This window comes from Halobacterium sp. KA-4, from assembly GCF_021028995.1.
Classification (GTDB): Archaea; Halobacteriota; Halobacteria; order Halobacteriales; family Halobacteriaceae; genus Halobacterium.
In genome coordinates this window covers 39,865-53,753 of the sequence record NZ_JAJJZG010000019.1, presented here as the reverse complement: position 1 = coordinate 53,753, position 13,889 = coordinate 39,865, and the positions used below count along the sequence as shown (strand labels likewise).

At 65.5% G+C, this 13,889-nt stretch carries 10 protein-coding genes and 1 pseudogene; 9 read left to right on the top strand and 2 right to left on the bottom strand.

The genetic code is table 11. The features are described 5' to 3' along the window. The 6 genes and pseudogenes from LPA44_RS15250 to LPA44_RS15225 all read left to right on the top strand — a co-directional run. Positions 1 to 106, top strand: a pseudogene (locus LPA44_RS15250) (IS5/IS1182 family transposase); the annotation flags it as partial. Positions 107 to 315: 209 nt separating this feature from the next. Beyond that, a complete protein-coding gene (gene acs / locus LPA44_RS15245) occupies positions 316 to 2,313 on the top strand; it encodes an acetate--CoA ligase (protein ID WP_230890379.1) in 1,998 nt (665 codons plus the stop codon). 55 nt (positions 2,314 to 2,368) lie between these two features. Beyond that, complete coding sequence (locus LPA44_RS15240) at positions 2,369 to 2,776, top strand: DUF4212 domain-containing protein (protein WP_230890378.1); 408 nt, start codon at positions 2,369 to 2,371, stop codon at positions 2,774 to 2,776. After that, a complete protein-coding gene (locus LPA44_RS15235; RefSeq protein WP_230890377.1) occupies positions 2,773 to 4,467 on the top strand; it encodes a sodium:solute symporter family transporter in 1,695 nt (564 codons plus the stop codon). The genes LPA44_RS15240 and LPA44_RS15235 overlap by 4 nt, the downstream gene beginning before the upstream one ends. Then, complete coding sequence (locus LPA44_RS15230; protein ID WP_230890376.1) at positions 4,468 to 4,935, top strand: universal stress protein; 468 nt, start codon at positions 4,468 to 4,470, stop codon at positions 4,933 to 4,935. Next, the gene (locus LPA44_RS15225; RefSeq protein WP_230890375.1) at positions 4,932 to 5,147 is read left to right on the top strand and encodes a hypothetical protein; all 216 of its coding nucleotides are present in this window, start codon (positions 4,932 to 4,934) and stop codon (positions 5,145 to 5,147) included. Before LPA44_RS15230 ends, LPA44_RS15225 begins: the two co-directional genes overlap by 4 nt. A gap of 19 nt (positions 5,148 to 5,166) precedes the next feature. Here the strand turns inward: LPA44_RS15225 and LPA44_RS15220 are convergent, their stop codons facing one another. Together LPA44_RS15220 and LPA44_RS15215 are read right to left on the bottom strand one after the other, a co-directional pair. Continuing rightward, a complete protein-coding gene (locus LPA44_RS15220) occupies positions 5,167 to 5,721 on the bottom strand; it encodes a DoxX family protein (RefSeq protein ID WP_230890374.1) in 555 nt (184 codons plus the stop codon). Positions 5,722 to 6,237: 516 nt separating this feature from the next. Beyond that, entirely contained in the window at positions 6,238 to 7,410 is a 1,173-nt protein-coding gene (locus tag LPA44_RS15215) for an acyl-CoA dehydrogenase family protein (RefSeq protein ID WP_230890373.1), read from the bottom strand. A 137-nt stretch (positions 7,411 to 7,547) separates the two neighbouring features. Here LPA44_RS15215 and LPA44_RS15210 point away from each other — a divergent pair, with 137 nt between their 5' ends. The 3 genes from LPA44_RS15210 (at position 7,548) to LPA44_RS15200 (ending at position 13,003) form a co-directional block, all read left to right on the top strand. After that, the gene (locus LPA44_RS15210) at positions 7,548 to 8,336 is read left to right on the top strand and encodes an SDR family oxidoreductase (RefSeq protein ID WP_230890372.1); all 789 of its coding nucleotides are present in this window, start codon (positions 7,548 to 7,550) and stop codon (positions 8,334 to 8,336) included. Positions 8,337 to 8,457: 121 nt separating this feature from the next. Then, a complete protein-coding gene (locus LPA44_RS15205) occupies positions 8,458 to 9,864 on the top strand; it encodes an SLC13 family permease (RefSeq protein ID WP_230890371.1) in 1,407 nt (468 codons plus the stop codon). Positions 9,865 to 9,937: 73 nt separating this feature from the next. After that, on the top strand, positions 9,938 to 13,003 hold the full coding sequence (locus tag LPA44_RS15200) for an FAD-binding and (Fe-S)-binding domain-containing protein (RefSeq protein WP_230890370.1): 3,066 nt from the start codon (positions 9,938 to 9,940) through the stop codon (positions 13,001 to 13,003). Positions 13,004 to 13,889 lie beyond the last annotated feature (886 nt).

Here is a 13,889-nt window from a genome sequence, read left to right as displayed (position 1 = left end):
CCACGCACGAGCGCAGGTGTTTCTTGCCCTGTGCCTTCGCCTTGTCGTCGCTATCACCAACTACGAACGCGGAGACAATCCGGGAAGCACGATCATCACGGTGTGAGAAGAGTTCTATGACACCCTCATTTAGTGAGTAATTTCTACGACGCCAGCTGCGGAGTGCTTTGTGGCCGGCGGAATCTCACGTAGAGACGACTAATGGGCCGAGTTGGCGCTCTTTGGCCGGGTTTCCGCGTTGCTCTCTCATATGGCGGGTGTTGGCATAATTAGCGCCGGTACTTAACACGGATGTCGTGAACGATTGTGATGGATATGCCAGACCAAGACGCTGACCCGGAACTCGAAGCCCGCCTCCCCGAGGGCGAGGTCTTCGAGCCGCCGGAGTCGTTCGTCGAACAGGCGAACGTCTCGGACCCCGACATCTACGACGAGTTCGAACAGAACTGGCCGGAGTGTTGGGAGCGCGCCGCCGACCACCTCTCGTGGGACGAGGAGTACGACACCGTACTCGACGACTCGAACCCGCCGTTCTACGAGTGGTTCACGGGCGGCGAGCTGAACGCGAGTTACAACTGCATCGACCGCCACGTAGAGGAGGGCCGCGGCGACGAGGAAGCCCTCGAATGGGTCGGCGAACCAACCGACGAAACGCGCACGTACACGTACGCCGAACTTCAGCGCGAAGTCGAGGAGTTCGCGGCCGCGCTCCGGGACCGCGGCGTCGAGGAGGACGACATCGTCACCCTCTACATGCCGATGATTCCGGAGCTCCCGATTGCGATGCTGGCGTGCGCTCGCATCGGCGCGCCGCACTCCGTCGTCTTCGCTGGCTTCTCCGCGGACGCGCTCGCGACGCGGATGAACTCCGCGGACTCGGAGTACCTGGTGACCTGCGACGGCTACTACCGCCGCGGCGACCCCCTCGACCACCTCGAAAAGACCAACGAGGGTCTCGAAGGCGTCGAGCACGAGGTCAGCGACGTGGTTGTCGTCGACCGCCTCGGTGACGACGGCTTCGGGCACGACCTCGCGGCCAACCAGACCGACTACGACGACCTCGTCGCGGAGTTCGAGGGAGCGGAAGTCGACCCCGTTCCGCGGGACGCCGAGGACATGCTGTTCCTGATGTACACGTCGGGGACCACCGGTCAGCCGAAGGGCGTCAAACACACGACGGGCGGCTACCTGTCGTACGCGGCGTGGACGAGCCACGCTGTCCTCGACGTCAAGCCCGAGGACACCTACTGGTGTTCGGCGGACATCGGCTGGATTACCGGCCACTCGTACATCGTCTACGGGCCGCTCGCGCTCGGTACCACGTCAGTGATGTACGAGGGTACTCCGGACTACCCGGACAAGGACCGCCTCTGGGAAATCGTCGACGACTACGACGTCAACCAACTGTACACCGCGCCGACCGCTATCCGCGCGTTCATGAAGTGGGGTAAGGAGTACCCCGACCAGCACGATCTCTCCAGTCTGCGGCTGCTGGGGACGGTTGGGGAACCCATCAATCCGCGCGCGTGGAAGTGGTACTACACGCACATCGGCGACGAGGACTGCCCGGTGGTGGACACGTGGTGGCAGACCGAGACCGGCGGTATGATGATTACCACGCTGCCCGCCATCAACGACATGAAGCCGGGCTCGGCGGGTCCGCCGCTCCCCGGCATCGACGCCAACATCGTCGACACCACGGGTGAAGAAGTCAGCGCCGGCGAAGCCGGCTACCTTACGGTCAACAATCCGTGGCCGGGCATGCTGCGGACGCTGTACGACAACGACGAGCGCTTCATTGAGGAGTACTGGACGGAGTACTCGGACACCGAGAGCAGCGACTCCGAGGACTGGGTCTACTTCCCCGAAGACGGCGCAAAAATCGACGAGGACGGCTACATCACCGTACTCGGGCGCGTGGACGACGTCATCAACGTCTCCGGCCACCGCCTCGGCACAATGGAAATCGAATCCGCCATCGTCGGTGTCGAGGGCGTCGCCGAAGCCGCCGTCGTCGGCGGCGACCACGAACTGAAAGGCGAAGCCGTCTACGCGTACGTCATCACTGAGGACGGCTACGAGGGAGACGAGGACCTCCGCGAGCGTATCATCGCCGGTGTCGAGGACGCCATCGGCCCCATCGCGCGCCCGGAGGAAGTCGTGTTCACGACCGAACTCCCGAAGACCCGTTCGGGGAAGATTATGCGGCGGCTCCTGGAGGACATCGCCAACGGCGAGGATCTCGGCAACACCTCCACGCTGCGGAATCCGGAGGTCGTCGAAGACATCCAGTCGAAAGTCTCCGACGACTAACGCCACCCCGACTTTTCACAACCGCCACACGGAATGAACTAACAGACCACTAACTATGACAGACAACAACAACCACGATCCGACGGACGAACCGCCCGCCGAACCGGACGGCGGCGCTGTCGCCGGCGTCGCGCAGTCCGAGGACAGCACCGACTACCTCACGTCGGAGGTGAACCTGCTACGGCCGAGCACGCCGTTCATGCGGGATCACCTCCGCATCATCTGGACGGGATTCGCCATTTGGGCAGTCGTCGTCTTCGGCCCGGTGACGCTAACCGCGATTATCCCGGACGTGATGACGTCGACGATGCCCGTTCTCGGCTTCCCGCTGCACTACTTCCTCGTCTCGATCGGTGCGCCCGGCGGCGCGCTGATTCTGGCGTTCTGGTACGCGCGAAAGCGCGACGCTCTCGACGAGAAGTACGGCATCGACCACTCGCCTGACGGGGGTGTCTCGGAATGAGCGCCCTCCTCCCGTACCTGACCGGCGCAGTCGCACAGTCTGGACTGCTTCCAGAAGGACTGAACGTCTCGTTCAAGGCGCTGCCCGCCGTGCTCGTGACGGCGATGCTGCTGTTGTTCCTCGTCATCGGCTTCGTGTTCAAGGTCGCCGATACCGAGGGCATGTGGGTCGCCGGCCGTTCCATCGGGAACGTCGAGAACGGTATGGCAATCGGTGCGAACTGGATGTCCGCCGCGTCGTACCTCGGCATGGCCGCGCTCATCGCCACCTCCGGTTTCTACGGGCTGGCGTTCATCGTCGGCTGGTCGACCGGCTACTTCGTGCTGCTAATCTTCATGGCCGCTCAGATGCGGCGGTTCGGGAAGTACACCGCGCCCGACTTCGTCGGCGACCGGTTCAACTCTGACACCGCCCGCGCCATCGCCGCGCTCACGACGTTCCTCATCGCGTTCGTGTACGCCATCGGGCAAGCCCGCGGCATGGGCCTGGTCGGCCTCTACATCTTCGGCGACCTCGGTATCCTCGGGCTCACCGGCTACCAGTCGATGGTCGTACTCATGATGACCATCACGGTGGGCTACCTCACGCTGTCGGGGATGCTCGGCGCGACGAAGAACATGGCCGTCCAGTACGTCATCCTCATCGTCGCGTTCCTCGCGGGCCTGTACGTCGTCGGGTTCGTGAACGGCTACTCGACGATTATCCCGCAGATCGAGTACGGAGCGCTGTTCGCCGAACTCGGCAGCGAGTTCAGCGAACCGTTCGTCAACGGCGGCTACTACCTCTGGATTGCCACCGCGTTCTCGCTGGTGGTCGGTACGTGTGGCTTACCGCACGTGCTCGTGCGGTTCTACACCGTCGAGAGCGAGCGCACCGCGCGCTGGTCGACGGTCTGGGGGCTCGGCTTCATCCTCCTGCTGTACCTCGCGTCGCCCGCGTTCGCGGCGTTCGGTACCGACCTCTACGCGAACAACATCGGTCCCGTCTACGGTGACCCCGGCATGACGTCCGCAGCGGGCGACGTCATCGTCGTGCTCGCCGCGCAGCTGTCGAATCTCCCAACGTGGTTCGTCGGGCTCGTCGCCGCTGGCGGTATCGCAGCCGCCATCGCGACGACCGCCGGCCTGTTCATCACTGGGTCGTCGGCCATCTCCCACGACATCTACAAGAACCTCATCAACGAGGACGCGACGCAGCGCCAGCAGGTGTTCGTCGGCCGTATGAGCATCATCGCGCTCGGCGTCATCACGACGCTGGCCGCGCTCGACCCGGCAGCGCCCATCGCGGCGCTCGTCTCGTACGCGTTCTCGCTGGCCGGTGCCGTGCTGTTCCCGATGTTCTTCCTCGGCCTCTGGTGGGAGAACACGAACCGTCAGGGCGCACTCGCCGGCATGACCACCGGGCTCGTCATCTGGACGATTCCGATGATCAACGAAGTGGTGCCGAACTACGGGCTGCTCAGCGGGGCCGCGGGCTCGGACGGCATCATCTCCGCGACGCTCGCACAGTGGCTGCCCGCTATCGGCTCCGCGCTCGTCGCCGTGCCTGTCGTGTTCGTGGTGACCATCGTCGTCTCGATGGTGACCGCCGAACCCGACCTCGAAACGAAGAAGCTCGTTCGGCAGTGCCACAGCCCCGAACCGATGAGCCAACAGCAGAGCGCCGAAGACGTCGTGAGCTCTGACGACTAAATGTACGACAACATCCTCGTTCCGACCGACGGCAGCGAAACCGCCCGCAGTGCGGTCGACCAGGCGGTCGACCTCGCGGCGAAGTACGACGCGACGGTCCACGCGTTGTTCGTCTTCGACGTCGACGCGACGACGCTCGCGCTTGGCACCGAGCAGGTCGAACGCATCCGTCGGGGGAAACTCGATGAGATGCCCGAAGTGAAAGCCGAGGCCGACGAGGCCACCGGCTACGTCGCGGACGTCGCCGCCGAGCACGGTGTCTCCGTCGAGGAGCACGTCACGGCAGGCGAGCCCGCGCGTGCCATCCGGAAGTTCGTCGAGGACAACGACATCGACCTCGTCGTGATGGGGAGCCACGGCCGCTCCGGGCTCTCCCGGGTCGTTCTCGGTAGCGTCGCCGAGAAAGTACTCCGGCGCACCCGGCTGCCGGTGCTCGTCGTCGACGCCCACGGGGAAGACGAATCGTGAGCCTGCTCGACGCTGTCCGCGACCACGTCGTCGAACACCACGACGGAATGCTGTTCGACCTCGCGTTCGCGTTCGCGTGGGTCATCGTCGTCACCCTGCTGTTCGAGGCGTTCGGTGCACCGCAGCTGGTGTACTACGGCGCGCTCGCGAGCGGCGTCGTCGCCTACTACGGGTTCGTCTTCTCGCTACAGCACGCGAAAGAATCGCAGTAGCGGTCTCGGACCGCTTCTTCTAGCCGAGCAGGTAGCGCATCCACGGATAGCGCTCGACGAGCGCCTCGCCACCGACCTCGTACTGTTCGATGTACGAGTCCAGCCCGAGGATGCGGCCGGCACCGAACGCGGCGACCGCGAGGAACACGAGCATGTACGCGAAGTCGCCGTTGATGTAGCCGTGGCTGATCTCCCAGTTCCCGAGGTAGAACATGAGCATCATGAACGCGCCCCAGAACGCGGCGAGACGGGTGAGACAGCCCACGAGCAGGCCGAGACCGATGAGTACCTCACCCCACGGGACGGCGATGTTCACGAAGTCCACGAACCACGGTGTCTCCCCCATCGCAACGAAGAGGTCGGCGACCGGACTGTTGTTCGCGGGCGGTGCGTTCTGGAGATAGCCGGCCGCGCTGAAACTCCCGGAAAGAACCTTATCGACGCCGCTCTGGAGGAACGCTAGTCCCATCATCAGGCGTAACGCGAGGATGAACCAGACGCTCAGCGAGTGGAGCTTCCCGACGGCAGTGAAGCCGGCAACGGTGCTTTCGAGACGGTGTTCTTGAGTGGACATACCTACCGTCAGAGATACCACCTACCTCCATTAGAATGGTGGCTGGTTCTCGGAAGCTTAGAAGTTCTCGCCAGGAACCAAGGAATTTCCACCCCACTCGAAACACGGCCGCGCTTTTTCGGCCTGCATTAAGTAGCGTGCTCGTCACGACACTACGAGACAGCATACCACTCCGTAAAGTCAATAGTATTTATTACTTCGAAAATTGGTAATTATGGGGGTTAGTTGTTGAGGTGGGGAGCTATACCTCATATTCGGACCATCATCGAAACCTGTTTCTCGATCGTATCTGGAATTTACTGAAACCGCTGTAATAGTAAATGACCGGATATCGGACCTCTAAAAAAGTAATAGGCACCTAAACTACCTATTGTAACTAGTATTAGGATATACTGGACGGGTTGAATGACGCCCGCGGGGGCTGTCGATATACAATCCCCACTCACAATCACGATTCACTGACTGGCAAAAGAAATATAAAAATAGATATAGGACAATCAAATTACCAGATATCAGTTAGTTGTATGCGGCGATGCCAGTGAGGTCTTCGCCGAGAATCAGCGTGTGAATGTCGTGGGTACCCTCGTAGGTGTAGACAGTCTCCATGTTCGTCATGTGGCGCATCGGCGAGTAGTCCGTGGTGATGCCGTTGCCGCCCAGCATCTCCCGGGCGATGCGGGACTGGTCGCGGGCCATCCGGACGTTGTTGCGTTTCGCCATTGAGACGTGCTGGGGGCGCATGTCGCCGCGCTCCTTCAGATCCGCGAGACGGTGCGCGAGCAACTGCGCGAGCGTAATCTGGGTCGCCATCTCCGCGAGCTTCTGTTGTTGCATCTGGAAGCCGCCGATTGGTTTGCCGAACTGCTCGCGGTCCGTAGCGTACTCGCGAGCGGTCTCGAAGCAGTCCCGGGCCGCGCCGACCGCCCCCCACGCGATGCCGTAGCGCGCCTGCGTGAGACACGACAGCGGCCCCTTCATCCCGGAGACACCGGGAAGCCGGTTCTCCTTCGGGATGTGTACGTTCTGCAGGCTGATTTCACCAGTGATGGACGCACGGAGGCTGAGCTTGTCGTCGATCTTGTTCGTCGTAACGCCGTCGCGGTCGGTCTCCACGAGGAACCCCCGGACGGGGTTGTCGTCCTCGCTGTGGTCTTTCGCCCAGACCACCGCGACGTCCGCAATCGGGGAGTTCGTAATCCACGTCTTCGAGCCGTTCAGGACGTACTCGTCGCCCGCGTGCCCGCCGGCACGTTCGGCGCGCGTCTCCATCGCAGAGGGGTTCGACCCGTGCTCGGGTTCGGTGAGGCCGAAGCAGCCGACGGCCTCACCCGTCCCGAGTTTTGGCAGCCACTCCTCGCGCTGCTCGTCGCTACCGAACGCGTGAATCGGGTACATCACGAGCGCGCCCTGCACGCTCGCCATCGAGCGCAGCCCCGAGTCACACGCCTCCAGCTCCTGCATCAACAGCCCGTAGGACTTCTCGCTGACGTTCGCTAGACCGTACCCCTCGAGGTTCGGAGCGTAGAACCCCATCTCACCCATCTTCGGGATGAGTTCCTCGGGGAAGGTGCCGTCTATCCAGTGCTGGCCGATGTCCTCGACTTCTCCGTCGACGAAGTCGCGAGCGGACTCTAACAGCAGTCGCTCCTCCTGGTCGAGGTCCGCTTCCAAACCGAAGTAATCGAGCATACGCCGGCGTACAGCCCGAACGGATAAATAACTCGCCCGCGCCCCAACGGGCAAGCCGTCGATGCTCGACGCCACCCGTCGCCACGCTGGTTGCCTGTACGGAAACGCTTTCGAACGGGACTCCGATTGGCTACGACATGGACCTGGCAATCGACGGCAACGCAGCGCTCGTGACGGCGTCCTCCAGCGGCCTCGGCAAAGCGTCGGCGAAAGCACTCGCCCGCGAGGGCGCCGACGTCGTCATCAACGGCCGCGACGAGGACCGACTCGCGGACGCCCGAGAGGAAATCGCGGACGTGGCGACTGGCGAGGTCGTCGCCCAGCAGGGCGACCTGACCGACGCCGACGACGTCGAGGCGCTCGTGGAGACGACCGTCGAGGAGTTCGGCACCATCGACCACCTCGTCACCAGCGCCGGCGGCCCGCCGTCCGGCGCGTTCCTCGAAACGACCGACGAGGACTGGTACGAGGCCTACGAGTTGCTCGTGATGAGCGTCGTCCGGCTGGCCCGCGAGGCCGAACCTCACCTGACGGAGGGCGACGGCGGCACCATCGTCACCATCACTTCCCGTAGCGTCAAGGAAGCCATCGACGACCTCGTGCTGTCCAACTCCGTCCGCATGGGCGTCGTCGGCCTGGAGAAGACGCTCTCGAAGGAGTTCGCACCCGAGGTCCGCGCGAACGCCGTCCTCCCCGGGTCGCACGAGACCTCGCGCATCCGCGAGCTCGTCGACCAAGCCATCGAGCGCGGCGAGTACGACAGCTACGAGGAGGGGCTGGCGGACTGGGCGGACAACCCCCTCGAACGCATCGGCGACCCGATGGAGCTCGGCAACACGGTCGCGTTCCTGAGCTCGCCGAAGTCCGGCTACGTCAACGGCGCCGCAGTCCCCATCGACGGCGGCGCCACGGCGTCGAATCTCTGAGGCTGCGACTGCTCGACGAACCCACATGCCCGTCGCGTTGGCGCCGCTACCGGCCCTCACGGCCCCTTCCGCAAGATGAATGCGGTCCGTGTCCCTGTTTCCCGACGAATGGTGTTCCGACGTGTCGACTGAACCGACGCGGCTGGCCGTCCTCCGGGAGGAGTTCGACCTCTCGTGGCTCTCGCTGCCGGTCGGCGCCGCAGCCGCCGCCGGCGTCTTCCTGTACGCACCCGTCGCCGCCGACGCGGCGACGATGCTCGCCATCACCGTCTTCTGCGTCAGCCTCTGGGTCGGCGCGCCCGTCGAGCCGTGGCTCACCGGCCTGCTCGCGGTTGGACTCGTCGGTGTCGTGTTCTCGACGGACCTCGCGCTCACCGGCTTCCAGTCGCCGGCCACGTGGCTGGTCGTCCTCGGCGTGCTGCTCGGGGAGGCTACCCGACAGAGCGGGCTCGCCGCCGTCGTCGAACGCGCCGCGCTGGGCGTGCTCCCCGGCGACGCGACCGCGGACGCGGCCACCACGTACCGCCACCTCCTGGTCGTGCTGTCGGCTGCCGCGCTCGCGTTTGTCGTGCTCGTCCCGTCGGCGCTCGTGCGCGTGCTCATCCTCGGTCCCATCCTCGTCTCCATCGGGACGAGCTTCTCCGAGCGCCGCGCCCGCGTCGGCCTGTTCCTCGGCCCACTGTTCGTCACCTACTTCGCCGGCACGGGCATCCTCACGGGGTCGCTGGCGAACATCATCATCGCCGGGCTGGTCGAGACGAACGCCGGCGTCTCCATCGGCTGGGTGGAGTGGGCGGTCTGGCTCGCGCCCGTCATGACGGTCGGTCGCGCCGCCGTCGTCACCGCCATCGCGTACGTTCTCTACCGGCCGACGGACGCCGACGCCGTGGATACCAGCGTCGAAGGGACCACGGGAGCGTCCGCGGAGGCGCGCCGCATGATGGCGTTCCTGCTGGTCGGCGTCGCCATCTGGCTGACTGACTCGGTCCACGGCCTCCACCCGCTGTACGGTGCGCTCGTCGTCGTCGTGCTCGCGTTCACGCCCCGCGTCGGCGTCGTCGGCGCGGACGCCGTCGAGCAGGCGAACTTCTCCATCGTGTTCTTCCTCGGCGCCATCTTCGCCATCGCTGCGGGCCTCCAGCAGACCGGGTTCACGGAGGTCGCCGCCGACGTCATCCTCGCGACGTTCCCGCAGGACGCGTCGCTGGCGGTCGCGCTCGGGTTCCTCGCGGTCGCGTCCATCGCGTTGACGTTCCTCATGGAGGGGCTGGCGGTCGCGAGCGTGCTGACGCCCGTGCTCGTGGCGTTCGCCGAGGGCGCCGGCCTCCCGCTGGTCCCGGTCGCGATGACCGAAGCGGTCGCGCTCAACACGTACTTCTTCCCCTACCAGTCGGCGGTCCTCGTCGCGATACTCGGGCTCGACGTCGTAGACACGATGGAGCTCGTCAAGATGGCGGCGCTGTGCTCGCTGGCGACGCTGCTCGTCCTGCTCCCGATTCAGATCGGCGTCTTCGCGCTCGCGTTCTGACGGCGGCTCCCGAAGCTCGTTCGAGGCATCCGAAAACACAAGGAGGGCGTCCGCCGTAGTCGCTCGCAATCAGATGGCATCCCACGAACGCGGCCTGCCGGGGCGCGAGGCGACGCCGGCGGCGGACGACCGTGCGGAGTACGACTACGTCGGCGGCGACGTCGAGCGGCCCGGACTCGTCGACGACCTGGCCGACCGCGTCGCCGGCGACGTGCGCTTCGACACGTACACGCGCCAACTGTACGCGACCGACGCGTCCGCCTACGAGGTGACGCCGGTCGGCGTCGTTTTCCCGACCGACACCGAGGACGTCGCGGCGGTCGTCGACTACTGCGCCACCCGCGAGATTCCCGTGCTGCCCCGCGGCGGCGGCACGAGCCTCGCGGGCCAGGCGGTCAACGAGGCCATCGTCCTCGACTTCACGCGACACATGGACGGCGTCGTCGACGTCGACCCCGACAGCCAGGAAGCCCGTGTGCAGGCGGGCACGGTCCTCGAAGACCTGAACCAGCGACTCGCGCCCCACGACCTGAAGTTCGCGCCCGACCCCGCTGCGGGCAACCGGAGCACCGTCGGCGGCGCTATCGGGAACAACTCCACGGGCGCGCACTCCCTGAAGTACGGGAAGACCGACGCGTACGTCGAGTCGTGTGAGGTCGTGCTCGCGGACGGGTCGACCGCGACGCTCGGCGTGATGGCCGTCGACGAGTTGCGAGAGCGCGCCGACGCGAACGCCGACGACCCCCTGTCGCGCGTCTACGCGGGCGTCGTCGCCGTCCTCGACGACCACGCCGACGAGGTCGAAGCGCGCTTCCCGGACATGAAGCGCAACGTCTCCGGCTACAACCTCGACCGGCTCGTCGACGAAGCACGAGATGGCACCGTGAACCTCGCGCGCCTGCTCGCGGGCAGCGAGGGAACGCTGGCCATCGTCACCGAAGCGACGGTCTCGCTGGAACCGATTCCGGAGACGAAGTCGGTCGCACTATTGACGTACGAGAGCGTCGTCGACGCCGTCACTGACGTCACGCACGTCCTCGACCACGACCCCGCGGCGGTCGAGCTCATCGACGACACGCTCATCGACCTCGCCAGCGAGACCGCGGAGTTCGAGGACGTCGTGGCGCTGCTTCCCGAGGGAACGCGGGCCGCGCTGCTCGTGGAGTTCTACGCCGCCAACGACGAGGACGGCCGCGAGCAGACCGCTAGCCTCGTCGCCGACCGCGTGGAGGGCGGCCACGACGGCGGCGAGCCCGACGCCAGCGGCGGTGGCGACCGGTACGCATTCGACTCGCTCGTCGCCCACGACGACGAGGAGCGCGAGACCTACTGGAAGCTCCGCAAGTCCGGGTTGCCCATCCTCTTGGGTCGCACGAGCGACGCGAAACACATCTCGTTCATCGAGGACTGTGCGATTCCGCCCGAGCACCTCTCGGAGTTCGTCACGCGCTTCCAGGCGATTCTCGAAGACAACGACACGTTCGCGTCGTTCTACGCGCACGCTGGCCCGGGCGTTCTCCACGTCCGCCCGCTCGTGAACACCAAATCTGAGACCGGGCTCGCGGCGATGGAGGACATCGCCGACCGCGTCACCGACGTGGTCGTGGAGTTCGGCGGGAGCGTCTCCGGCGAGCACGGCGACGGTCGCGCGCGCACCCAGTGGAACCGCAAGCTGTACGGCGACCAGCTCTGGGGCGCGTTCCGCGACCTCAAGAGTGCCTTCGACCCCGACTGGATACTGAACCCCGGACAGGTCTGCGGGGACGTCGACATGACCGAGAACCTCCGCTTCAGCCCCGACTACGAGTTCGACGCGGGCTTCGACGCGAACCTGAACTGGGACAACGAGAACGGCCTCCGTGGGATGGTCGAACTCTGCCACGGCTGTGGGGGCTGCCGCACCGAGCAGGAGACCACGGGCGGCGTGATGTGTCCGACCTACCGCGCCGCAGACGAGGAGATTACGTCGACGCGGGGCCGCGCGAACATGCTCCGGCAGGCGATGAGCGGCGACCTCCCCGACGACCCGACCGGAGACGAGTTCGCCGAAGAAGTGCTGGACCTCTGCGTGGGCTGCAAGGGCTGCGCGAAAGACTGCCCCAGCGAGGTCGACATGGCGAAGATGAAAGCCGAGGTCACTCACGAGCGCCACCAGCGCGAGGGCGCCAGCGTCCGCGACAAGCTGTTCGCGAACGTCGACGCGCTCGCCGCGCTCGGTAGCGCGACCGCGCCCATCTCGAATCTCGTCTCGAAGGTGCCGGGCGCTCGCACGGTGCTGGAGAAGACCGTCGGCATCGCCAGCGAGCGCTCGCTCCCGCGCTTCGAGCGCGAGACCCTGCAGGACTGGTTCGACGCGCGCGGCGGCACCACCGTCCCCGCCGGCGACGCCGACCGGAAGGCCGTGCTGTTCCCGGACACGTACACGAACTACGCCCACCCCGAAATCGGGAAAGCCGCCGTTCGTGTCTTGGAAGCCGCGGGCGTCCACGTCGACCTCGCCGACCGCACCGATAGCGGCCGGCCCGCTCACTCGAAGGGCTTCCTCGACAAGTCCCGCGAAACCGCTCGACAGAACATCGCGGCGCTCGAACCGCGGGTCGCCGAGGGCTGGGACGTCGTGCTCGTCGAGCCCTCCGACGCCGTGATGTTCCAATCCGACTATCTGGACTTGCTCTCGGGTGACGCCGTCGAGACGCTCGCCGCGAACACGTACGGCGTCTGCGAGTATCTGGACGCGTTCCGGCTGGACGACGCTATCGCCTGGAGTACGCCCGACGCGTCGCTGTCCTACCACGGGCACTGCCACCAGAAGGCGACGAAGAAAGACCACCACGCGGTCGGCGTGCTGCGCCGCGCGGGCTACGCCACCGACCCCGTCGACTCGACGTGCTGCGGGATGGCCGGGACGTTCGGCTACGAAGCCGAACACCACGCCATGAGCGAGGCCATCGGCGACATCCTCGTCGACCAACTCGACGACAGCGACGGGGAACTTGCGGTTGCTCCCGGCGCGTCCTGTCGCACCCAGCTCGGCGACATGCTCGACGAGGACGCCCGCGACGCTGCCGACCTCGTTCCCGAGGACCGCGCGAGTCCGCCGACGCCTGTCGAACTGCTCGCGGCTGCCGTCCAGAACTAACCGCTCGCACTCCGGACGCTCGTCGTCACCCCCCTCTCGTGGTTTCTCGCCGGCTGCTCGACTGCCACCTCGCGACGATAACTCTATATCGCAGAATAGGATTTACAGACTTGGTTTGCAGTCGACAACGCGCGTGCGTGCGTGAACCCACAACGGCCTACCGAAGGCTCCGCTGGTCGGTGAGCGAGTCACGCGGACAGCGTACGGCTGCCCTACCGCGGTAGGGCAGCCGACGGTGGCGAGCGCTGTGCGTGGCAGCGACGCGCGATCGAGTCCTCGACCCATTGACACCCACTAGCACGAGTAGCTAGCTCGTTCGCTCCAGTTGATCGGTACGGCCGATTCCCAGTCCGGCAACCGACCGTATCCAGAGCGCCCCACTCTTCAGCTGCGGGGGATGCGCCTCCGACGCACGAATTGGTCGAGGTCGACGTCGCGTCGGTGGTCGACGCCCCGGCAGTAGTCTGGTTGACTGGCTCGATTCACCGTGCTCCACGGAGCACAGCCGCCCGGTTACTCTGGCCTTCGTCCTGTTACTCCCTGTTCCGGCGACGACTCGCCCACTCAGCCGGTCTATAAACTACATTTCGCGATATTAATTCTGTAGGTGGCCCTGTGGTTGTCGCCACTGCGTCGCTTCCGCTGACGCGCCGTTCGACGCCGCCGTGGGGCGGCGGCGCTGATTCAGCACACGGCCGCGCGGAGCGCCTCCTCGAACACGAGCAAAGCCACAGTAGCCCGACCCTGACTGGTGGAGTCTACGACCTAGACGGCCGACGGAATGGGTGGTGCACCACCGGCTTCCGGCAATTGACGGTGAGAACCACGTCGAAGCCACCGAAAGGCGTCGCCTTTCGAGGCCTCGACGAGCGAACTCCGCAGGGTG